A 22,143-nucleotide genomic window follows, 5' to 3' on the forward strand; every position below is an offset into this window, starting at 1 on the left:
AGCAAGTTGAATTTCCATAACAAATTTAACAGATTTCCTTTACTCCTATTAGGAAAGGCTTATATAATATTAGTTGGCTTACCTATGTGTGAAAGGAGAAAGACATATTGGAAACACTTTATTTCATTCTTATCATTTTGGGTGCAATCATTACCTATTCCGTGATAACCTGGTTTTATCAGCGCCGAATTGTTAAAACGCTTACGGAAGACCAGTTCAGAGAAGGCTACAGAAAAGCCCAATTAATCGATGTACGTGAACCAAATGAATTTGAAAACGGCCATATTTTAGGTGCCCGCAATATACCGCTTTCACAAATGAAAATGCGCATGAAGGAATTGCGTCCGGACAAGCCAGTCTACTTATATTGCCAAAGCGGCATGAGAAGTGCGAGAGCTGCCCAGTTTTTGCATCGTAAAGGCTACAAAGACCTTTCACACTTGCAGGGCGGATTTAAAAAATGGACAGGAAAAGTGAAAGCGAAAAAATAATAGCAATATTTAAAAAGACCCCGTTATTTTAACGGGGTCTATTGATTGGAAACCCCTCTTCTAAGTTCAATCATATAATCTATTCGCCAAAACCGCTGTTCTTTTCTCATTTAGCTTGTTTAGCTTGTTTCATGCCCAGGTTTTCGATTCTTTTCCCCGGAATCGCTGCAAATTTCCCTATTCCTTCCCAGAGTTCACAAGTAGTCTATAAGCCGCAAAAAAAGAGTGCCCTCTTAGGGACACCCTTTTTCGTTTTATTGCTTTTGATAGCGAAGAACCGGCTTTCTTGCAGCCATTGTTTCATCAAGACGGCCAATTACTGTTGTGTGAGGTGCTTCCTGAACAATCTCAGGGTTTTCCTCAGCTTCTTTAGCTATTTGAATCATGGCGTCGACAAAAGCGTCCAGCGTTTCTTTTGATTCTGTTTCTGTCGGCTCAATCATAATACACTCTTCCACGTTAAGCGGGAAGTAGATGGTTGGCGGATGGTAGCCAAAGTCAAGAAGACGCTTGGCAATATCCAATGTACGCACGCCAAGTTTCTTTTGGCGCTTGCCGCTTAAAACGAATTCATGCTTGCAATGTCTGTCAAATGGCAGGTCAAAGAATGGCGCAAGCCTTCTCATCATATAGTTTGCGTTTAATACCGCATTTTCCGTAACAGCCTTCAGTCCATCTGGCCCCATAGTACGGATATAAGTATAAGCCCGGACATTGATTCCAAAGTTTCCGTAATATGGCTTTACACGGCCGATTGATTGCGGGCGGTCATAATCAAATTCATATTGGTCACCGTTCTTTACCAGAACAGGCTTTGGAAGGAAAGGAATCAGATCCGCTTTTACCCCGACTGGCCCTGATCCCGGTCCGCCGCCGCCATGCGGTCCTGTAAAGGTTTTATGAAGATTAAGGTGAACCACGTCAAATCCCATATCTCCAGGGCGTGCTTTTGAAAGTACAGCATTCAGGTTAGCTCCATCATAATATAGCTTCCCGCCGGCGCCGTGAACAATCTCAGCCATTTCAAGAATGTTTTCTTCAAACAAACCTAAAGTATTCGGGTTAGTCAGCATAAGGGCAGCAGTATCCTCGCCAACCACTCTTCTTAGATCCTCTAAATCCACCAGCCCATTTTCATCAGATTTAACAGTTACTGTTTCAAAGCCTGCGACTGTCGCGGATGCAGGATTTGTTCCGTGGGCAGAGTCAGGAACGACTACTTTAGTGCGCTTTGTATCGCCATTCGCTTCATGATAAGAACGGATCATCATTAATCCAGTCCATTCTCCATGTGCTCCTGCAGCTGGCTGAAGTGTAACCTCATCCATTCCCGTAATTTCAATCAGATGCTCCTGCAGATCATACATCAGTTCCAGAGCACCTTGAACAGAGCTTTCATCCTGCAGCGGGTGCAAGTGGGCAAAACCATTGAAGCGCGCTACATTCTCATTGATTTTAGGGTTGTATTTCATTGTGCAGGAGCCCAGTGGATAAAACCCTGAATCAACGCCATGATTGCGTTTTGAAAGTGCAGTATAATGACGCATGATATCAAGTTCAGACACTTCCGGCAGCTCAGGCTCTTCCTCTCGCAGGTAGCCTTCGGGAAGAAGTTCGCCCAGGTCAATTTCTGGAATATCCATTTCAGGCAGGCTGTAGCCGATACGGCCTTCTGTGCTTAATTCAAAGATGAGTGGCTGATCTTCCTTATGCATGGTAATCCCCCATTTCTTTAACGAATGCATCAATTTCATTCTTCGTTCTCAATTCTGTTACAGCAACAAGCATATGATTTTTCAGGTCAGCATAATCTCTGCCCAAATCGTAGCCGCCAATAATGCCCTTATCAAGAAGCTTTTGATTTACTTCTTTAACAGGCTTATTCAATTTGATGACAAATTCATTAAATGAAGGGCCTTCGAATGGAACTTCAAAACCGGCAGCCTTAAATTGCTGTTTCGCATAATGGGCTTTTTGCATATTGGCAGCAGCCATTTCCTTTACGCCCTTCTTGCCAAGAGCAGTCATCGCTACAGATGCCGCAAGTGCGTTTAGAGCCTGATTGGAACAAATATTTGAGGTTGCCTTATCGCGTCGGATATGCTGTTCACGCGCCTGAAGAGTAAGCACGAAGCCGCGGCGCCCCTGATCGTCTACCGTTTGTCCGACAAGACGGCCCGGCACTTTTCTCATTAGCTTGGTTGTAACGGCAAAATATCCGCAATGCGGGCCTCCGAAAGCTGTAGGAATTCCGAAAACCTGGGCATCTCCTGCTACAATGTCTGCTCCGAATTTACCAGGAGGTGTCAGTGCGCCAAGAGCAAGCGGGTTGCTTGAAACAACAAACATGGATTTATGGGCATGGATAATCTCCTCAAGCTCTTGTAAAGGCTCGACTCTGCCAAAAAAGTTAGGATACTGTACAATGACAGCTGCGATATCATCGCCAATCATTCCATTTAGAGCTTCAAGATCTGTGATGCCGTCCTTATGAGGAATTTCAATCACTTCAATATATTGGCCCTTTGCATATGTCTTTACTACTTCTTTAGATTCAGGATGAACGGCGCTTGAGATAAGAATTTTCTTGCGGCGTGTGCTGCCTGCGCTTAGCATGGCTGCTTCAGCAAGTGCTGTTCCGCCATCATACATAGATGAGTTGGCAACATCCATTCCTGTTAACTCACAGATCATGGTCTGGAATTCAAAAATTGCCTGGAGCTCTCCCTGGGAGATTTCTGGCTGGTAAGGAGTATAGGCAGTATAAAACTCTGAACGGGATAACACATGATCAACAATGATTGGCATGTAATGATCATAAACACCCGCACCAAGGAAAGATGTATTTGTACGAAGATCAGCATTTTTCTGAGCCATTTTAGTAAGCTCTTTCAGTAAGGCTGTCTCAGATTTTGCCGGCTTGATTTTATATTCACCCTTAAATCTTACACTTTCGGGAATATCACTGAATAGTTCTTCCACAGAACTGACGCCGATTTTTTCAAGCATTGCTTTCTGGTCAGACTCTGTCATCGGTAAATAGCGATGTTTCATCATTTTCTCCCCCCGGTTAGTTCTTTTCTCTTTTATAAAAAGGTGTTGCTGCAATCTTAGCCTTCAGTCGTTTGCCGCGGATTTCCACTTCCAAATCAGTTCCCGGCTCCGCATGCTCTTTCTTGATAAGAACAAGGCCAATATTCTTTTTTAATGTCGGAGATTGAGTTCCTGTTGTCACTTCCCCGATCAGTTCTTCCCCTTTATATACAGGATAGCCATGGCGCGGAATGCCGCGGTCAATCATTTCAATTCCAGCCAGCTTGCGGGGAACCCCATTTTCTTTTTGATTCTTAAGCACTTCTTTGCCGATAAAATCAGCTTCTTTATTGACTTTTACAGCAAAGCCGATTCCTGCCTCAAGAGGTGTGATTTCAGGCGAGAGCTCCTGCCCATAGAGTGCCAGGTTGGCTTCAAAACGAAGAGTATCCCTTGCGCCAAGCCCGCATGGCAGCACGCCTTCTTCTTTGCCTGCTTCAAGGATTTCAATCCATAATGCGACTGCATCCTGGGCATCACAATAAACTTCAAATCCGTCTTCTCCTGTATAACCTGTTCTGGAGACTAGCGCTTTCTTTCCATTCAGATCTACATCCTGCTGGAATTTGAAAAATCCGATATCCGACAGGTTCGTGCCAGCAAGCTTTTGGAGCACTTTTTCTGCAAGCGGTCCCTGAATCGCAAGCTGTGCCATATCTTCAGAAAGGTTTTTCAATTCCACATTCCCTTCAGCATGGTCCTGAAGCCAGTTGAAGTCCTTTTCAATATTGGAAGCATTTACAACCAGCAAATAATGATCATCCTCTATTTTATAGACAAGTAAATCATCAACAGTTCCGCCATTCTCATAACACATGGCTGTATATTGAGCACCTGAGTTCTTTAATTTGGAAATATCGTTCGTCATCATTTTTTGAAGGTATTTAAGGCTATCCGTCCCCTTCACTTCGATTTCACCCATATGGGATACATCAAAAAGCCCGGCTTTTGTACGGACTGCTTCATGTTCTTCTTTAATGCTTGAAAATTGAACAGGAAGGTCCCAGCCCCCGAAATCAATGGTTTTTGCTCCGTAATCTTTGTACACCTCAAATAAAGGCGTGCGTTTTAACTGTGACATTTACTCGTCCCCCTTAAATCTTTTGAAGTTGTTGCAGGAACATAAGAAAAGCGGAAGCGCCTTGCCCACCCCCGACAAGCACAAGACAAGCCTCACGGAAAGGCGTTCTTTGCCTTTTTGGGAGGATTGCTCGAAATGTGGAGGCGATTGTCCTTTCAAGGAACGCAGACTGAGAGCGCCACGTCCTGTGGCAACGTCTGCATGACCCTCATCCTGGGGGCCTCAGGCATAAGACGGTTCCTGTAAGAAGGCGTTTTTCCTTCTGAAAGGAAACGGCTTATGACCCCGAGTCCCTAGAAGCCGAAACAAGACAAGCTTGTGACCTCGAGGGAGTAGGCGATGGAGCTAGACAGTTCTCGAAGTTCAAAAATTTCTTGTTGAACATAAAAAAGGACAGAGTATCCCCTCAAATATGAGAAGATCTCTGTCCTTGCACCTGAAAGTTTACCGAAATCGGCTTTCCCCTTGGGTGGCTTATTAAAAAGCACTCTCCAGAGCTGCGTCAAACAAGAGTTCTTTTGCCTGAGAGATTCACAGATTTTGCTTGCTCCTTCGGCGCTACAAAGTAGTCTCTCCCCTTGTTGTCATTCGCATTTATAAAATTTTCCAAGTTGGTCATACTTATACCAAACAGAAAAAATAAAAAATCCATTATTTCGGTTAACTAAATGTAATGTGTTAACTTTCAAAACTTTCAAAGCTATTAACATCGTACCACCTTAACGAGGTTTGGGCAATATCTTTATATAGATAAAAGGAGCTGTTTTTATGACAGTGCAAATTGGCTTTGATTCTGCCTGGCAGGATGAATTCTTAAAAAGAATTGATGACGACGGCCCATGGGGAAATTGGGAGCTTTATAAATTGGCTGTTGAGGTTGAAAACCACACGACTATTCCTGATTTTGAAGGCCTGCAGGCTCCAAAGCATCTGCCGAATCTTACTCCCCTTCCCCATCAGCTGGAAGTAGCCAAGCAGGTTGTTGAAAGCATGAACGGCAAAGCGATCCTTGCTGATGAGGTCGGTCTCGGCAAAACGATTGAAGCTGGTTTGATATTAAAGGAATATATGATCAGGGGACTCGTAAAAAAAGTCCTTATACTCGTTCCTGCTTCCCTCGTTTCACAATGGGCCATGGAGCTCAACAGCAAATTTTTTATTCCGGCTGTGGCACAGCGGAAAAGCTATGTATGGGAACAATGCGATGTAGTGGTATCATCCATTGATACAGCCAAACGAAATCCCCATCGGGATATTATCTACAGCCTTGATTATGATCTGATCATTATAGATGAAGCTCATAAGCTTAAAAATAATAAAACCAAAAACTATGAGTTTGTGCAAAACCTGAAAAAGAAGTTTTGCCTCCTTTTAACAGCGACACCTATTCAGAATCGCATAAGTGAGATATTCAACCTTGTGTCTTTGCTCAAACCAGGCCATCTGGGCAATGAATCAGCCTTTTATGAGAATTATAAAAAGGACTCGCGTTCTTTAAACGATGATGCACATCTAAAAGAACTCGTAAACAAAGTAATGATCCGCAACCGCAGGGCAGATACAGGAATTGAATGGACCAAAAGACATGTGGAAACAATACCGATTGAATTCTCGCAGGCTGAGCGCGAGCTTTATGAAGCTGTAACAGAGCTGCGGGGTGAAGGTGACTGGGTCAGTTCGAGCCAATTTTCTGTGATGACCCTGCAAAGAGAGGCGTGCAGCAGCAGGGAAGCTGTCTATTTCACCCTTCAGAATATGCTAAAAAGACAGGAACAGCCCTCAATAGCTTTTCAGGAACAAATTCAATACCTTATTAAAAAAGTGGAAGCTGTCCAGCAAAATTCCAAAGCTCAAAAAGCTCTGGAATTAATACAAAACATAAATGACAAGGTCATAATCTTTACTGAATACAGAGCAACACAAATGTATCTTCAGTGGTTTTTAAAACAATATGGGATTACATCTGTGCCGTTCAGGGGAGGATTTAAAAGAGGCAAAAAGGACTGGATGAGGGAGCTTTTCCAAAAGAATGCTCAAGTCCTGATTGCAACAGAAGCAGGAGGAGAAGGGATAAACCTGCAATTCTGCAATCATATCATTAATTTTGATCTCCCCTGGAATCCAATGCGTCTCGAACAAAGGATAGGACGTATCCATCGTCTCGGCCAGGAAAAGGATGTCATGATTTATAATTTTGCCACTAAAGATACAGTCGAAGAACATGTAATGAAGCTTTTATATGAGAAAATACATCTTTTTGAAAAAGTCATAGGTGATTTGGATGATATTTTAACAAAACTTGAATTTGGAAGTATTGACGATCACCTTGTTGACATTTTCGGAAGATCTGCTTCTGAAGGTGAAATGAGAATCAAAATGGAGAACCTTACGAGCATGATTCAATTTGCTGAGGATATGAAAGAAGGTGGACTGAATGCAGCAACAGGAAATTCATAAATTCCTTGAAAGGTATTTTCACGCAAATGGATGCGAAATAATTGATAAAGGCCCGGGGTATATGACCGTACAGCTGACGATTGATCTGGATAAGGAATTAATGAATCGCCCCTTTTACTGGCATTATCTCGAAAAAACAGGCGGAGTTCCTAACCCAATGCAGCTTACACTTATTACAAACCAGCAGCTCGCCCCTGCACATATTAAGGGGGAAGTCATTCATTTTGGCTCCCCAAGACTTCACCAGATCTTTCATTCTGCCCGGAACCTGGCAGGCTATATACGATTATATGAAAACCACCGGGAGGCACCAGGCATGCAGGTTCCATTAAGGCCATGGCTGGGAATGAACGTCCGTGTATCTTATCAATGCGACCGAAAAAGAGATGTCTTTAAATCCATCGGCCTCCAATTAATAAATGGGCAAATGGTTGAAAGCTTTCATGACAGATTGCTTGGCATGAGCCTTACACCAAAGATTCCCGACTACTCTTTCACTCTGTCACCGCTCATTATGCCGGGAAGCGGTGTATTCAGGGTAGCTAATTTCATAAAGTCCGTAATTGAACAGGAAGAACATTTATGGGCTGATGAAGCCCGCAAGCGCTGGCAAAAGGATCTCAGCCTTCTTGAACATTTTTATGAAGATGCAGAAGAAAAGGGCGAAAGCTATGAAAACGAGAAAGCAGCCCTTCAAGAGCAATATGAGCCAAAGATTAATATCTCTATAATAAATGGAGGCCTCTTCTATCTGACAGACAGCGCAGTATGAAAGCACACAAAAAACCGGCAGAAATTGCCGGTTTTTTGCGTGAAATCTACTTATGTTTTTTTCTTCTCATGCCCAAATAGAAAACATATGAAAACATGCCAAACCACCTGAATAAAAATGGCTCTTTCATGTCCTTTTTCTCTATTCTATGCCGTTTTCGCTCATCTTTGGGCTGATCTATATATTTTACTACTGTCTGGGTAAGATACTTTACATAATCGTTGGATTTCATTTGTCATACCTGCCTTTTTCTGCACATATTGCAATTACACCCTGCTATTTATATTTACAAGTATGTCCAACGAGTTTTTACCCTAAACAATCTATTATTTCCTGAATTATTTCTGCTTTATCTTTATTGGTGGTATCAATGACTACATGGGCGGTTTCTTTATAAAGCGGCATCCTTTTTTCATAAAGTTCCTGAATCAGCTTTTTTTTATCGCCTTTCAGCAGGGGTCTGGAATGATCATTTTCAATCCGTTTAAATATTTCTTCCGGCGAAGCATAAAGGAAGAAAACGATTCCTTTTTCATTCAGCTTTTTTCTGTTTTCAGGCTTAACTACAATTCCCCCGCCAGTAGTAACAATTCCCGCTCTATTGTCAAACTCATTTAATATAAGCGTTTCAAGATTTCTGAAGTATTCCTCTCCATGCTCTTCAAAAATATCATTAATATTTTTCTTCTCCCGCATAACTATTTCTTCATCTGTATCGATTACTTCTTGGTTTAAGCAGGATGCAAGCTCTTTTCCAATTGTTGTTTTGCCGGCACCCATGAATCCGATTAAGTAAATTGGCTTCATCTTTATCCCCACTCAGTTTTTTTCAATCCATTTTATCATTTTTTGCAGATCCGTGTCATAGTAAGCATATCCGGAAATTTCCTTATCAGAGCCAATTTTCGTTTTGAAGGTAATTTGAATTAAGCTTGTTGCCACTGGGGAGATTTCATATGAAACAGATCCATTTTTAAACGAAAAAATTCCTGATTTATCAGGGTCTATATTTTCGCTCAGCATTTTTTCAGTTTTTTTAAAGGAACACAGTAAGTAATACTCCTGCATTATGACGGTTTCCGCCTGATTCACTATCCTTTTCTCAGAAATAAACTGATCTAATTGAATCGTAAGGAGAAAGAGTGCAGCCAGAATGATTGTTAAAGTAAGAGGGTAAGAAAATCCATCCTGATTACGGTACATCAATATCCTCCATATTCATCAGGTAATAAAGACAGGCCGAATGCTCCTGATCAAAACTATCCGATACATTTATTTCAACTCCGCCATTAATGGAACTGAATGTTATTCTATCAAGTTTTTGCAGGACAACTTCATGGCCTTTCATATCCACTCTCCTCCTCAAATTGGAACCATATTTTTCATAAATCACACTTTTCCCGTCTATGGTTAATACAATGGAAACAGGTGATATTTCTGCAGCATCAGCAAGCCTAATCTCTTTTTTCAGCTGATTGATAAATACATGCCACTCAAGTCTTTGTGTCCTGGCTTCCATTTTCCAGTCCTGAAAGAGGAAATTAATGCTGACAGGCAAAAAGGAAGCAATCATTAAGAATATTGCAAACGCAAACAGCATTTCCAGCATGGTAAATCCTTTATTATTGGAATACTTCACACTTTTCTTTCGATCTATCCCGTACGTTTTCATATCTTATGCAAACCTCCATAAATCCTTGGTTTTCCATAGGGACTATTTCATAGACGGTTTGATTTTTTATAATAGTCTTCCCCACAGGATAACTCCCTTCCGAGGCGGCTTCCTGGAGACTCTCATAAAGCAGCTGTGTGCTTTCGTAATCCTGTTTTACCTCTTCAGAATGCTCAATAGCCTTAATGACAAGAGGAAACATTACACCCGCTGCAAGCAGCATCCCCGATAAAGACAGAAGGAGCTCAGCCAAAAAGAAGCCGTCATTCCTTCTCCACATAAAATCTCCCTCTTCCGATTAAAAAGGTAATTTTGTATTGCTCATTGTCTGTTTTGACATAGAAAGTACCAAATTTATTTGTAATTCCCCCTGGCCCGTATTGAAAATACAATGGCATGGTACCCTCCTTAATCTCAATGATTCCAGGATATTCTCTGCTGAAGATAGGATCAGCTGCAAACTTTACCTGGGCGTAATACCTTTTCTCCTCGGGAACAATTTGAATAGCTACATCTGTCTGATGGGTGATGGCATAATTCTGGGCATAAAGCAGGTCAGACTTTAATTGGGAAAAGAACATTCTCTTTTCAAGATAGAGGAATTGCGGTTTAAGAAGAATAGAGGTAATCGTGGCAATTATAAGGAAAATACTGAAAACGAAAAGAGTTTCTATTAATGTAAAGCCTTCTTTGTTCTTTATCATAACCCCGAAGATTCAACCTTCCCCTCTGCAGAAATCTTAATGGCATCTCCATTTGGACAAGTCGTGGTTTCAGCATTGAGGTATTCGGCATCCACTAAATCCTGTATACCTGAAGGAAGCTCTTTATTGTCAATTTCATATGCCTGAACCTGGGCCTGCACCATTTTAACAAACGCATCGCATCCCTTGCTGTTTATTTTTGAATTGTGTTTCGTTACATTCGGAATGGTGATGATTAAGAGTACGGAAATCACCAATAAAACAATCATCATTTCAATGAGCGTGAACCCTTTGTCATTATTTACTGTGCGCCATTTCATTAAAATCCCTCCAATAGATGAAACATAGGCAGCAGAACTGCCAAATACATTGACACTATTAAAAAACCGATAAACATGTATAAAATAGGCTGAATCATTTTAAGAAGTTTTTCTGTCTTTTCCTCCAATTTATTTAGGCAATGCCTGCTGAAAAAAGATAATTCCTGGTCCAGCCTGCCATTTTTTTGACCATGTCTGATAATATTGGCCAGCTCCCTTTCAAAAAAAGGATAACTAATTAGTATATCCTCAAGCTTATTCCCCTCACGGAGTTTGATTTTCACGGCTTCACCAAGGGCGCTGTAAAAAGGCTGCTTATCATTTTTTTCAAAAAGACTAAGCGCCTCATGTATGGATAGGCCGCCGTTTAAGAGGTGACTGAGCTGTACAGCAAAGAAATGGGTGTAGTAAAGACGAAGAAAATGGCCTCCAGCAGGAATTTTTACTATGACCATCTTTTGCTGGATAGGGGAAAGGTTTCTGAATCTAAAAAAATAGTATATAAGTAAAGTGACTAAACCGAAGAGTACAATCAGAATGAATAATGGGAGAAGGTCCCCAAACAAATAAACGGCTTTTGTGAAGAAATTAGGCTTAAGGTGCATGGAAACGAATAAGGAAGAGAAACGGGGCAGCAGGACTTTATCAACGAAAACAAATAGGAATGCGGTAATGAACATCAGGAAAGTAGGATAGGTCATCAGTTTTTGCAATTTTTCAATGTCCTTTCCTTTTCTCAGCACCATTTCGCTTCCTTCAAGAAATGCAGAAGCAAGGCCGCCATGCTGCTCGGCAAAAAACACATAGCCGATCAGATTATTATTAAAGTTCATGTTTGCAAGGATTTGATAAAAAGGAAATCCTTCTTTCAATTGAGAGAGGCACTGACTAATTTCATGTTTTCGTTTTGGCGGCAGCTGATGCATCATTGATTCCAGTGCCTCAGATAAGGGGTACCCTCTGGACAGCAGTTCACCAGTATTTTTCAGAAACAAGCCCTGTTCTTGAATGGTCCATTTATGTTTCCGCATTATCGTGCACCCACCTGCTGTACTCAGTTTCCTTTATATATCCAAGAGCAATCCCTTTAGTTATTACCTCTTTAAGTGTGCGATACTTAACAAGGCTTCTTTCGCCTCTCGCCTTCTTTATGGAGGCATTAAGCGCTCTTCCTGCAAGAAGCTCAAACACACTTGCCCTTTTCCACCTGCCGTATCCATAGCAGAATGGAGAACATTCCCCTTCACAATAAGGGCAATTCAATTCGACAAGGCGCTGAGCCGTGACAGCCACTAGTGTCTGCTCAATTTCCATCATATTCACCCCAAACTCAGCTAAACGATATACAGCCCCCTGAGCATCCCGAGTATGCATCGTGCTTAAGACAAGGTGACCTGTAAGTGCTGCTCTAACAGCAATCTTCGCAGTTTCCGCATCCCTGATTTCACCCACCATAATGATATCGGGGTCATGGCGAAGGATTGCTTTCAAGCCTGCGGAATAAGATACGCCCGCTTTCTCATTGACTTGAACTTGAAGGACCAAGTCATTCTCTTTTTCAATCGGATCTTCCAGGGTAATCACATTGCGATGGAACATATGAGAGGTTTCATTCAGCAGAGAATACAATGTTGTGGTTTTTCCGCTTCCAGTTGGTCCTGTGAAAATAATTAATCCATGAGCATGTTTCAGCAATGCCAGCATTTTTCTGATCATGTCTGGAAAAAGGCTGATTTGAAAAAAAGGAATTTGTTCCTGCTGGGGCAGAATTCTGATAACGAGGCTTTCGCTGTGGCTTGATGGGAGGGTTGAAAAACGCAGTCCAATCATTTGTCCATCTACTTCAAGAGAATAGGCACCGCTTTGCGGCCGTCTCTTTTCACCAATGTCCATCGAAGCGGTAAATTTAAAATGAGAAATCAGTCTGTCGCACTCTTCTTTAGGAAGATAAAGCCTGGGGGTCAATTGGCTGCCGAACCTGAGCTGAATTAGAGTGTCTTTTCTTCGGGGAATAATGTGGATGTCGGAAGCATGGCTCCTGACGGCGTCTTTGATAATTCGTTCTGCCATTCTTTCAATTACACTCAACTAATTATGCACCACCTTTATTAATTGTTATAGATAATAATTCGCCTAATCCCGAGTATAACCTCCATATTTCGGCAAATCTTTTTGACGAATTTGTGAATAAATTATTTTTTTCTTTTCATAATAAAAGTGTACCAAATGAATTGATGGGCTATAGCCAAGCGGTAAGGCACCGGACTTTGACTCCGTCATGCGCAGGTTCGAATCCTGCTAGCCCAGTAATTATGGAAGGACACCAGGTGTTCCTTCCTTTTTTTACTTTTTTTACTACAAAAAAAAGGAAATGCGCAATCTATACGCATTTCCCATAAAGTGAAATTTCAAATTTCAATCAGTGGTTTTTTTTTATAACCCACTGATTGTTAGTTGAACCAATCGGGCCTATACGGGCATTTTGCCCACCACTTATCCTCAATTGATTCCTCTGATTCTTGAAACGGGAATTTTACTGCCCGTTAGACTGCGATAAAATCTATTTGGCAATATTCTTAAATGCATCCGGATTATAGCCTATGACAATTTTATCTCCATTTGTCAGTATGGGCCTCCGCAGCAGTTTTGGCTCCTTAATTACTATTTGCACCACTTCTGATAAAGATAATTCCTCAAGGTTCTGTTCCAGTTTTTTATAGGTCTGGCTGCGGGTAGCGAGCAGTTCGTCAAGGCCGCTTGTTGTTAAGGAAAGTATTTTTAGTAATTCTCTTGATGATGGAGTCTCCCTGAAGAGATGCCTTTCTTCAAAATCAATTGAATGGGCTGTCAGCCATTTTTTCGTCTTTCTGCAGGAAGTACAGCTGGGATATGTGAAAAATGTCAATTGGCTCATAACTCTTCTCCTCACAAACTTCAATATTATTTTTCTTAAATTGTACATCATTTGTACAATAAACGTATACACATTTGTATAAGTAATTAAACTTCATTTGTGAACATTTTCTAAACTTATAGTGATTACAGTGTTAACCTAAATCGACTGTATTATAATGGAAGCATGCCAGGAAGGCGCCAGCTCATTCATATAAGTGACAGCTGATGACCTCGGGAATAAATTACCCTTTTGAGGTGACAATAAATGGAGCAAACATTAAAAATAACTAATGTGTTATCCGATCCAACCCGCTATTATATTTATCAATACATTACGAAAAGACATAAAGATGTGACCGTACAGGAGATTGCAGATAATTTCAGCATTCATCCCAATGTTGCAAGATTGCATTTATCCAAGCTCGAAGATGTCAATATGCTTGTATCTGAAACAAAAAAAACAGGCAAAGGCGGAAGGCCAAGCCGCTTATATCGGTTATCTGATGACGTGATTCAGCTGCATTTTCCTTACAGGGATTATCAGCTGCTTGCAAAAATAACCTTGGAGACAATGCTGGAGTTAGGTGAAGAAGGCAGAAAGGCACTGTATTCGACAGGAAAGAAATTTGGCAGAGAACTGATCCAGCAAGAGCTTAAAAGATTTGCAGGCACAGAAAAACTTACCTTTGACCAGAAATTAAACATCCTAAAGCATGCTGCCGATATGTCAGGTTTTCATCCTGAATTTGATGTAAACGCCGAAAAGACTATTGTCTATTTCCAAATTTATAATTGCCCATTTAAAGAAGTTGCAGCCCGCCACAGAGAGCCTGTGTGCAATATGCATAATGAATATTTGAAGGGTATGTTCGAAAGTTTGTTTCATTCTACTCAGCTGGTGGAAAAGCAAAATATGCTGACTGGCTGTGATGCATGCTCCTATCAGGCATTTGTTGGAAACTAAAAAAACAGATCCAGGAAAAAACCAGCTTAACAAGCATATCGTTTTTCCTGCTCTTTTCTGGACTATTTTGAAACCATTATTTACTTTTATTAAGCATTTACTTTATAATATTGTAGTGATGGACTTGTAAGGGTAAAAGGAGGGATACATATGGATCGTATGTACAGAGTATTAGGCTTCTGGACGGGAATTTTCGCCGTTATGTTTTACCTTGGCGACATGTATACAACGTCCCTGATTTTCTTCGGCCAAACAGGATTTTTCCTGCTTTTAAGCTACTTAAAGCTTTCCGAACGTATGTATATTTATGTTTTTGGAGCATACTTGACTGTTTTCTTCGTAGGCTTCACTTATTGGTCAACATTTATGATGACACCAGGCGCGGGCGGCCACTAATTGCCGATATAAAAAAGCGATGAAACCATCGCTTTTTTATTTTTCTCATATTTTCTTAGCCTGAAGAACCAGGTGAAATGCTGAACTCATACCTGAAGGCATAATCAGACTTCTGATTGCCCGGTTTCTTTTGCTGATAGGAGAAAACGGGTTAGAATCATAATGATCTTCAAGTTCCTGTAGTATGCCTGCAGACAGCAAGAATTCGTCCTGCCTCATTTTAAAATGGAAGTTCATCCCTTCCTTTTCTCCAATGCGGATCAGGGAATCGAAATGGATATGGCTGGTTATATCCATCTTTCCAGGGTGCTCGAGTACATTATTCATTAAAGAATGCTTGTAATAGCCTCTAAGACTTCCATCCCTTCTCATCGGCTCTTGCCATTCCTCATCTGTATACCCATAATCGGCAGTCAGTACAATGCCTTTATCCAGAGCAGCAGACAAGCTCTTGATCATCTGTTCCATTTGCAGAGGAATTTCAATTCTTTGGCCATTGCTAAGTGACAGACCGCTTTCTTCAAGAAATAAGTAAATATCTCCATTTGTTAATGGCACAGCTATCTCTGCAAGCTCCCCTTCTTTTACGGTAACCATAATTTCATGCAATTGATCCTTCCTTTTTTCAACCACATGTACGGGCAAGGCATCAAACAGCTCATTTGAAAAAATCATGCCGCAAAATGGGGTGATTTCATTCCAGCTATCTATTTGTCTTATATTTTCAGAAAATACAATCTGTTCCTCCTGCAGCTTTCTGTGATAGGGACTTGTTTCAAAAATGCAGTAATGAATCTCTTCATCAGCAATAAGCTTCCATTCATCAATAAAGGCTCGGGCGAAACGCCCATTTCCGCCCCCTATTTCGCAGACCTGAAAAGGCAGCTTATACTCCTTTGCCATCTGAAAAAACCACTTTGAAATCGTCCTTCCATATATATCAGAAATATTGCTGCTTGTTATATAATCTCCTGCCGGCCCAATTTTTGGTGTGTTTTTCATATAATAACCATATTCGGAATGATACAGGGCCTGCTGGATATATTCAGCATAGCTGATCATTTGCTGAGGAGTATTTTCTATAAAATTCATTAAAAAATTCCGCATAAGAACTCCCTTTTTTCAAAAATTCTAGCTTATTGGAAACAGCCATGCAATCTTGTTTTGATCACTTTTTTTCACTATTGACATAGTGTTTTCTCTGTTATATTGTTAATGTAGTAGCTTAACTATATCCCCTCCCATTTTTTATATGAATAAAACATCCCCCAGAAAAGCCCTTCTCATTGGAGAAGGGCTTTTCTATTTTACATTCAGAACCCATTCAGGAAGGGGTTTGAATCCATTTCCTGCCCAATTGTCGTTACCGGTCCATGTCCAGGGAGTACTTCTGTTTCTTCAGGCAATGTTAAAAGCTTATTATGTATACTTTCAAGAAGCTGCTGATGATTGCCGCCAGGCAGGTCTGTGCGTCCAATGCTCCCGCTGAATAAAGCATCCCCGGCAACCACGAGATCTGCATCTTCAAAATATAGTGAAATACTGCCCGGAGAATGGCCTGGTGTCTCTAGAATTTTTAAGTTAAATTCACCTATGCTCAACTCTTGTTCCCCTGTTATAATATGGTCGGCGGGCCTTGCTTTTATCAGCTTGCCTATTTTAAAAAGGTGAGATCCGTTTAAGGCTGGATCTGGAAGCCATGCTGCTTCTTTTTCATGTATGTATACAGGAATAGAAAATGCATCTCTTATTTCGTCTACAGCGCCAATATGATCAAAGTGAGCATGAGTAAGAATTACAGCTAGAGGTTTTAGTCCTTTCTGTTCAATAATACCGCTTAGTTTTCCGCTCTCTTCACCCGGATCGAAGATTAAACAATCTTTGGTTTCATTCGAAAGAACATAACAGTTTGTTTGCAATGGGCCAAGAGGGATCTGATTCCATTCCATTGCTTACACCTCCCAGTGTTGGTTTAATTGTTTATTATTTTACACTATATCAGAATGGAATGCCTTATATCTGCAAAAGGAGAATAAGATGAAAATCCTATTTGGTGTTGAAGCCAGCTATATTATTCAAGATGTGCCCGAATTCATGGATCTAATAAAAAAAGAGACTGAACTGTTCGATTTTCAGCAGAGCACGTTTCTGTTTGAGCAGATGGCTCATGCCGAATTCACAAGAAGTGTACTTGTCGAAGCCGGGCTATTCGAAGAATTTTTTAACCTCTGGTACATAAAATCTGGTGTAAAGGGAGAAACTTTTGATGACTTTGCCATAGAAACAGACAGCGGGTTCTGCTTGTTCACCGAGCTCCTTAGTGCCTTTACTATAACCGGGGGCAGTGCAGAAGATGTCCGGATGGCAGTCTATCAATTTCAGGAGCATTTAGTCTTTACCGCAAAAGAAGAAGAAGTGCCATTGGTTTATTTTTCAGAACTTCACTTAAAGGATTTAATAATCGGCATTGCTGAAGCATATGACATACAAGTGTCATTTTTAGACCTCGACAAATAGAAGAAAAAAATATAAAATAAAGGACGAATGTATATACTTGGGTTTTACATAATGGGTATATAACCTGAAGAATGATTTTGATATGGCTTTTGCCTGCTGATCACGAAATAAAGGGGGCTGTTTTAATGGGACTACCAATCATTTTTGCATTAGTCGCAGTTCTTGCAGCTTTTGGTGCGTTTAGCGCACTGAAAAACAAGAACTTCCTTGGCTTGGTTTTTGCTGTAGGAACACTTGCTGTTTTCGGATGGTTCTCTGTAATGACCATAATTAACAGTGGATATCCTGCTGTTCACTAAGAAAAGCGCAACGAGCCTGCTAAGCATTAGCAGATGACGCCTGATGCTTGACTTTTAAAAAAATAAAAGGGCTTCCCTCAATGGGGAGCCCTTTTATTTTAGCCATTTAACTGACTTTCAACCCTTCGGACCTTCTCTTCCATTTTCCTTTTGACATCACGTCTGTCATCAATGCGGATATTAGTTGCCACCCTCATTAGGCCTTTTTCAAAAGGGACTTCATGCATTGCCTGGATGACCTCAAACAAATCAGTAAGTTCCCCTTCAATAATGGTATTCATGGGTGTCAGCTGAAATCGGATTTTGCCGCTTTCTTCATACTTTTTTAATACACGCTGAATGTCTGCCACATAACTGCTGGCACTTGGTGTTTCCGTTCCAATTGGAATAACAGTAACGTCTGCAATAGCCATATCTTTTCCCCTCTATCTAACTTGACTTATCGTTATGTTCTACTAACCGAAAGATTTCTCTTTTGTCAGGCATTATTAATTCTTCGAGATAAAAACCCGCTAAACAGGCTGTCCCATTAGGTGAGCAGCTGAGCGGCGCATTTTCCATGTCTTCCAGAAGCACTTCCTTATCTCCTGTTTCACTGTCAACGGATATAAGCTGAAATCCCCCTGCATACATATCACTTTCAGCGCTATACAATGGCTGAAAAGTTATGATGCCCTGAGGAGTCCAGTCATAATACGGTACCAGCCAATCCGAAAACCTTGTCAAATGAGGTACTGAGATTGAAGATAACTTCCTGAAATCATTATCCATAAAAGTATACATAGCCTGATCTGACTGATCTGCCGGCACAGTGATGGTCATTAGCCTGTCTTTGGCAGCATCGAATTGAAAAATGTCTGCCAAAACCTTGGTTTCATTATTTCCATCAATAGATTGTTTAACCAGCGGTGCAAAAAGTGACGGGTTTTCATTGCCCCAATCAAGGAAAAAAAGATGATTTGAATCCCCCCATTTGGCAAAAGGCTCCCTTAGGTTTAATTCTTCTGATGTACCTTTTGCAATGTCGATATGGTAGGAAGTAAAGTCCCAGTCTTCAGTAAATGAAGAAATTAATAATGATTCTTCATGATAAGGGTTCCACTCAACAGCAAAGTCAAAGCCAGATATATTTTTCTCCCAAACAACTTTCCCATTTGCTTTTATCGCGGTTAAAGTTCCTTCATAGGTTCCTGGTGATGTTCGAATCAGAATGTATTTGCCAGCCGGGCTGACCGTTACGGACGCAATCGGATGTGAACTTTCATAGAGAAGATTTTGATCGCCAGAAAAGAGGTTATAAGAAAAAACCCTGGAAGCTGTTCCCTCACTTACAGTGTAAACAATTTTATCATCGCTGAGCCAGCCATTTGCTCCCTGAAATTCCCCTTCTTTAATCCGGATAGGCTTAACGTTCCTATTTTCAGCATTATCAGGTGGTGCGGACGGTTCAGAGGCTTCTGTTTCTTGATTCTTTTTTTGCTGCATCTCTGCTTTTTCCGGCTGTTCACAGCCGGTTATTAAAAATAGGGAAACCATCATAACAAAAAATAAAAAAAGAAGCTTCCCTTGATATGTAGATTGAGTGTCCAACAAATCCGCACCTCCTTATCTCCCTAAATATAAGTACGTAAACGGCATGAAAATGTTTCAAAAATAATAGAATTAATGTATTTAATAGAAAAAAGCCGTTTTTCCGTCTTCGATTTGGAAAAGCGGCCGGTTACCATAGAACTATTGGCTTGTGAAGTTAGTATGATAGTTATTTTAATGTCTGTTTGACTAAAATACAATAAAGAAACATTTTCAAGGTTAATTTTTCACATATAAAGCGATGCAAGAAAAATGCCCAGCACTTCTTCATAAATATCATCAAATTGTGACAGGGGCAGGGGATTGATGCCTCTTCCAAGTTCAATTGTGAATCCCGGTCTCCGGAACTCCTGTATGAACCAATCCTTATAACCCGCAAAACTATCAATGTATTGAACTGCTTTATACCCGCTGACACGCTCGAACTCTAGCGCGAGTACCTGTGATTCCGGCGGCTCCAATCCCTCGAATCCCCAATAAAATTCTGCTCCTTGTGTATGGAAGGCAAGCATTCGATCGAATTGATTATCTTTTGCCAGTTCCGCCATTGCTATGGCTTCTGGTTCTGTTAACGGGGCTTCCCCAAGATAATCTCTTGGTGCCGGAGCATTTTGTTCACTTCTCTCTTTTTCAAAATCCCATTTGGCAGGATACTGATTATTTAAATCCACACCCCTAATATTTGCCTTCCAGCCTGTGAAATCAGTGCTTCCCCTATTTATGGCAATCACTTCTTCCCTGAGTTCTGGAGGTGGCCCATTTAAGACAAGATCTACTCCATCAGGATTCACCATTGGCACTATGGAAAGGTCAACGGAATTATATAAAGGCATTGTTGACACGCCTCTTATCGGCCGGACATTTGTTATGGATAAGAGAAAGCTGTTCAGCAAAGCCATTAATATAGGGGTTGTAATCCATTCATTTGCATGAAAGGATGCATTAATTTGCACTTTCTTATTCCCTTTTCCCAGACGTATCTCCTGAATTGGCTTTCCAAGGACACTTTGGCCAATTGAATTTACCTTTATGAACGGATAAATATCCGACAGCATGGTAATATCGGCTGTTAAAGCTTTGTAATCATAACTTCTCCTGCCTGATACAATGGGAGTTATTACCCGCCTTGGCAGCTTTATGGCTGTACCAGGGGCCAGACTGTTTGGATTAAGGGATTGATTAACCAGGAGAAGAGCATCTACAGAGAGGTTTCTGGAAGTACTCAGCTTCCAAAAGGTGTCTCCTGGTCTTACCGTATGATTTTGCAGTGTAAAGCCGGGAATATTAATTTCCTGGCCTATCTGCAGCAATGCAGGATTTACGCCGGGATTGGAATCAGCAATGAGATTGATTGGCACCATAAAGAGCTGACTGTAATACCAGATGGAGTCTCCGGACCGGACTTTGACTTTCATCTTTCTCCCCCTTTCCATCATTTCAATTTTATGAGAAAAAGAAAAAAAGATGACTGTTTACCTGTGTTAATTTGAATCCGCAGTGTCGAAAGTGGGCAAAGAAAAAAGCACCTGCACGCAATCAGGCGCTTTTTTCAATTTATTTATTTATTTTTAGCAAGCCAGGCTGCTCCAATTACGCCGGCATCATTGCCCAATGTGGCAATATCTATGACGGTGGATTCCTTCACTCCTGGAAACGCAAATTTAGCGAAGTTTTCAATAACAGGCTTCAGCAGGACATCACCTGCTTTGGATACTCCTCCGCCTAATACTATTTTTTCCGGATTCAAGGTATTTGCTATATTTGCCAATGCCAGTCCCAGGTGCATAGCTGTTTCATTGACTACCAGAAGAGATGCTTCATCCCCATTCCTTGCTGAATCGAAAACATCTTTTGCTGTGATAAACCCATTCTCCCTATATAAATTGGAAAGAACCCCTTCTCCACCCGATTTTAGGTTTTCAAGAGCCTGTCGGACAATGCCTGTAGCTGATGCTATTGTTTCAAGGCAGCCCGTTTTTCCGCAATTGCACTGAGCACCGCCAAAAGGAACGGAAGTAATGTGGCCAATTTCACCTGCAGCTCCGCTGACTCCCTGCACAATATCTCCGTTGGCAATTACTCCGCCGCCGACACCTGTGCCAAGTGTTACACATACAAGATCTTTAGCGCCATTTCCGGCTCCCTTCCACATTTCGCCCAGAGCAGCGCAGTTAGCATCATTATCAATGATGACTGGAAGCGATGTTTCCACTTCAAGCAAATCCTTCAGCGGGTAATTATCTTTCCAGCCTAAATTAACAGTGTTATATACAACACCTGTTGCAAGATTTACAGGACCTGGAGCCCCCATGCCAATGCCGATGATTTTATCCTTGCTTATATCCAGTTCCTCCAATTTATGATCGATGGCTTTAGCTATATTTATCGTAATATTTTTTCCTTCTTCACTATTGTCAGTGGGAATTTCCCATTTATGAATGATTTCCCCATAATAGTTGATAAAAGCAAGTTTTGTAGTTGTTCCGCCTAAATCTACCCCAACCAGCCATTTCTCTGCCAAACTCCATCACCTTTTCTGTCTATTTTTTCTCTTTAAGATTCTGAATTTCAGTCCGTAAAATCAAGATGCTGCTCTGGAAATCTTTCACATCAATAAGCTGAGAATCATATAGCTCTTTTAATTCCGCAGCCATAAGCTCCAAGTCAGCTTCACGATTCCCTATGTAGATAATTGTCCCATATTTCTTCAGGAATTGCTGTATATCATAAATGGTTTTCATTCTGTACCTCTGCTTTATCGATAAGTTTATACCACAATAAAGTATAATCTAAATGTCCATCCTTCTCAAGATGGACAAGCTCCTGGAAATAAATAAGATTCCTGGACTAACGTAAAAAATCCCTTCCTGGCACAGCAGCCAGGAAGGGATT

General features: G+C 41.0%; 27 protein-coding genes, 1 tRNA gene and 1 riboswitch. Of the genes, 8 read left to right on the forward strand and 20 right to left on the reverse strand.

The genetic code is table 11. From position 1 onward, the window contains the following. The first annotated feature begins 107 nt into the window (after window positions 1-107). Entirely contained in the window at window positions 108-491 is a 384-nt protein-coding gene (locus tag NR125_RS05230; RefSeq protein ID WP_009332920.1) for a rhodanese-like domain-containing protein, read from the forward strand. Between the two features lie 254 nt (window positions 492-745). Here NR125_RS05230 and gcvPB read toward each other — a convergent pair whose 3' ends face one another. From gcvPB to gcvT, 3 genes are read right to left on the reverse strand one after another with little or no spacing between them, the layout of a single operon-like run. Next, window positions 746-2,206: an aminomethyl-transferring glycine dehydrogenase subunit GcvPB gene (gene gcvPB, locus NR125_RS05235; RefSeq protein ID WP_009332921.1), complete on the reverse strand. Its 1,461-nt coding sequence runs from the start codon at window positions 2,204-2,206 to the stop codon at window positions 746-748. Beyond that, on the reverse strand, window positions 2,199-3,545 hold the full coding sequence (gene gcvPA / locus NR125_RS05240) for an aminomethyl-transferring glycine dehydrogenase subunit GcvPA (protein ID WP_019380182.1): 1,347 nt from the start codon (window positions 3,543-3,545) through the stop codon (window positions 2,199-2,201). The genes gcvPB and gcvPA overlap by 8 nt, the downstream gene beginning before the upstream one ends. A gap of 16 nt (window positions 3,546-3,561) precedes the next feature. After that, entirely contained in the window at window positions 3,562-4,665 is a 1,104-nt protein-coding gene (gene gcvT / locus NR125_RS05245) for a glycine cleavage system aminomethyltransferase GcvT (protein ID WP_019380181.1), read from the reverse strand. Between the two features lie 500 nt (window positions 4,666-5,165). Continuing rightward, a riboswitch (glycine riboswitch) is annotated at window positions 5,166-5,253 on the reverse strand. 180 nt (window positions 5,254-5,433) lie between these two features. On the opposite strand from gcvT, the gene NR125_RS05250 reads away from it, so the two are divergent. Next, window positions 5,434-7,122: a DEAD/DEAH box helicase gene (locus NR125_RS05250; RefSeq protein ID WP_071156988.1), complete on the forward strand. Its 1,689-nt coding sequence runs from the start codon at window positions 5,434-5,436 to the stop codon at window positions 7,120-7,122. Continuing rightward, window positions 7,100-7,894, forward strand: a complete 795-nt coding sequence (locus NR125_RS05255) for a YqhG family protein (RefSeq protein WP_009332925.1) — start codon at window positions 7,100-7,102, stop codon at window positions 7,892-7,894. The genes NR125_RS05250 and NR125_RS05255 overlap by 23 nt, the downstream gene beginning before the upstream one ends. A 46-nt stretch (window positions 7,895-7,940) precedes the next feature. Here the strand turns inward: NR125_RS05255 and NR125_RS05260 are convergent, their stop codons facing one another. From NR125_RS05260 to comGA, 9 genes are all read right to left on the reverse strand, one after another. Continuing rightward, window positions 7,941-8,126 (reverse strand): YqzE family protein, encoded by a 186-nt coding sequence (locus NR125_RS05260; RefSeq protein WP_009332926.1) that lies wholly within the window; start codon window positions 8,124-8,126, stop codon window positions 7,941-7,943. A gap of 77 nt (window positions 8,127-8,203) precedes the next feature. After that, the gene (locus tag NR125_RS05265; RefSeq protein ID WP_009332927.1) at window positions 8,204-8,701 is read right to left on the reverse strand and encodes a shikimate kinase; all 498 of its coding nucleotides are present in this window, start codon (window positions 8,699-8,701) and stop codon (window positions 8,204-8,206) included. A 12-nt stretch (window positions 8,702-8,713) separates the two neighbouring features. Continuing rightward, window positions 8,714-9,097, reverse strand: coding sequence for a competence type IV pilus minor pilin ComGG (gene comGG / locus NR125_RS05270; RefSeq protein WP_019380177.1), 384 nt, complete (start codon window positions 9,095-9,097; stop codon window positions 8,714-8,716). Beyond that, on the reverse strand, window positions 9,087-9,566 hold the full coding sequence (comGF, locus tag NR125_RS05275; protein WP_226280632.1) for a competence type IV pilus minor pilin ComGF: 480 nt from the start codon (window positions 9,564-9,566) through the stop codon (window positions 9,087-9,089). Before comGF ends, comGG begins: the two co-directional genes overlap by 11 nt. After that, window positions 9,517-9,846, reverse strand: coding sequence for a hypothetical protein (locus NR125_RS05280; protein WP_009332930.1), 330 nt, complete (start codon window positions 9,844-9,846; stop codon window positions 9,517-9,519). The genes comGF and NR125_RS05280 overlap by 50 nt, the downstream gene beginning before the upstream one ends. Then, a complete protein-coding gene (gene comGD / locus NR125_RS05285) occupies window positions 9,830-10,270 on the reverse strand; it encodes a competence type IV pilus minor pilin ComGD (RefSeq protein WP_019380176.1) in 441 nt (146 codons plus the stop codon). The genes NR125_RS05280 and comGD overlap by 17 nt, the downstream gene beginning before the upstream one ends. Then, a complete protein-coding gene (comGC, locus tag NR125_RS05290; RefSeq protein ID WP_009332932.1) occupies window positions 10,267-10,590 on the reverse strand; it encodes a competence type IV pilus major pilin ComGC in 324 nt (107 codons plus the stop codon). The genes comGD and comGC overlap by 4 nt, the downstream gene beginning before the upstream one ends. Continuing rightward, on the reverse strand, window positions 10,590-11,621 hold the full coding sequence (gene comGB, locus NR125_RS05295; RefSeq protein WP_071156986.1) for a competence type IV pilus assembly protein ComGB: 1,032 nt from the start codon (window positions 11,619-11,621) through the stop codon (window positions 10,590-10,592). Before comGB ends, comGC begins: the two co-directional genes overlap by 1 nt. Beyond that, a complete protein-coding gene (gene comGA / locus NR125_RS05300; RefSeq protein WP_071157083.1) occupies window positions 11,608-12,660 on the reverse strand; it encodes a competence type IV pilus ATPase ComGA in 1,053 nt (350 codons plus the stop codon). The genes comGB and comGA overlap by 14 nt, the downstream gene beginning before the upstream one ends. A gap of 165 nt (window positions 12,661-12,825) precedes the next feature. Here comGA and NR125_RS05305 point away from each other — a divergent pair. Next, window positions 12,826-12,897: transfer RNA gene (locus NR125_RS05305), tRNA-Gln, on the forward strand. Between the two features lie 253 nt (window positions 12,898-13,150). On the opposite strand, the gene NR125_RS05310 is transcribed toward NR125_RS05305, so the two are convergent. Further along, a complete protein-coding gene (locus NR125_RS05310) occupies window positions 13,151-13,504 on the reverse strand; it encodes a Spx/MgsR family RNA polymerase-binding regulatory protein (RefSeq protein WP_019380414.1) in 354 nt (117 codons plus the stop codon). A 246-nt stretch (window positions 13,505-13,750) separates the two neighbouring features. Here NR125_RS05310 and NR125_RS05315 point away from each other — a divergent pair, with 246 nt between their 5' ends. After that, on the forward strand, window positions 13,751-14,449 hold the full coding sequence (locus NR125_RS05315) for a helix-turn-helix transcriptional regulator (protein WP_071156981.1): 699 nt from the start codon (window positions 13,751-13,753) through the stop codon (window positions 14,447-14,449). Window positions 14,450-14,599: 150 nt separating this feature from the next. After that, window positions 14,600-14,845 carry a DUF2626 domain-containing protein gene (locus tag NR125_RS05320; RefSeq protein ID WP_009332938.1) on the forward strand — a complete coding sequence of 82 codons (246 nt, stop codon included), beginning with the start codon at window positions 14,600-14,602 and terminating at the stop codon, window positions 14,843-14,845. A 45-nt stretch (window positions 14,846-14,890) separates the two neighbouring features. Here the strand turns inward: NR125_RS05320 and NR125_RS05325 are convergent, their stop codons facing one another. Together NR125_RS05325 and NR125_RS05330 are read right to left on the reverse strand one after the other, a co-directional pair. After that, on the reverse strand, window positions 14,891-15,952 hold the full coding sequence (locus NR125_RS05325) for a class I SAM-dependent methyltransferase (protein ID WP_256814791.1): 1,062 nt from the start codon (window positions 15,950-15,952) through the stop codon (window positions 14,891-14,893). A 206-nt stretch (window positions 15,953-16,158) separates the two neighbouring features. Continuing rightward, window positions 16,159-16,794, reverse strand: coding sequence for an MBL fold metallo-hydrolase (locus NR125_RS05330; RefSeq protein ID WP_009332940.1), 636 nt, complete (start codon window positions 16,792-16,794; stop codon window positions 16,159-16,161). 88 nt (window positions 16,795-16,882) lie between these two features. On the opposite strand from NR125_RS05330, the gene NR125_RS05335 reads away from it, so the two are divergent. Together NR125_RS05335 and NR125_RS05340 are read left to right on the forward strand one after the other, a co-directional pair. Continuing rightward, entirely contained in the window at window positions 16,883-17,362 is a 480-nt protein-coding gene (locus NR125_RS05335; protein ID WP_009332941.1) for a hypothetical protein, read from the forward strand. Between the two features lie 125 nt (window positions 17,363-17,487). Then, window positions 17,488-17,661 (forward strand): DUF2759 domain-containing protein, encoded by a 174-nt coding sequence (locus NR125_RS05340; RefSeq protein WP_009332942.1) that lies wholly within the window; start codon window positions 17,488-17,490, stop codon window positions 17,659-17,661. Window positions 17,662-17,759: 98 nt separating this feature from the next. On the opposite strand, the gene NR125_RS05345 is transcribed toward NR125_RS05340, so the two are convergent. From NR125_RS05345 to NR125_RS05365, 5 genes are all read right to left on the reverse strand, one after another. Further along, window positions 17,760-18,074: an MTH1187 family thiamine-binding protein gene (locus NR125_RS05345; RefSeq protein ID WP_256814792.1), complete on the reverse strand. Its 315-nt coding sequence runs from the start codon at window positions 18,072-18,074 to the stop codon at window positions 17,760-17,762. 16 nt (window positions 18,075-18,090) lie between these two features. Continuing rightward, window positions 18,091-19,254, reverse strand: coding sequence for a YqgU-like beta propeller domain-containing protein (locus NR125_RS05350; RefSeq protein WP_019380410.1), 1,164 nt, complete (start codon window positions 19,252-19,254; stop codon window positions 18,091-18,093). 224 nt (window positions 19,255-19,478) lie between these two features. Continuing rightward, on the reverse strand, window positions 19,479-20,666 hold the full coding sequence (locus NR125_RS05355) for a M14 family metallopeptidase (protein WP_071156977.1): 1,188 nt from the start codon (window positions 20,664-20,666) through the stop codon (window positions 19,479-19,481). 143 nt (window positions 20,667-20,809) lie between these two features. Further along, entirely contained in the window at window positions 20,810-21,772 is a 963-nt protein-coding gene (locus NR125_RS05360) for an ROK family glucokinase (RefSeq protein ID WP_071156975.1), read from the reverse strand. A 19-nt stretch (window positions 21,773-21,791) separates the two neighbouring features. Next, window positions 21,792-21,992 (reverse strand): YqgQ family protein, encoded by a 201-nt coding sequence (locus NR125_RS05365; RefSeq protein ID WP_071156973.1) that lies wholly within the window; start codon window positions 21,990-21,992, stop codon window positions 21,792-21,794. Window positions 21,993-22,143: the final 151 nt, after the last annotated feature.

Origin of the sequence: Cytobacillus sp. Bac17, assembly GCF_024519925.1 — a bacterium.
Lineage (GTDB): Bacteria > Bacillota > Bacilli > Bacillales > Cytobacillaceae > Cytobacillus > Cytobacillus pseudoceanisediminis.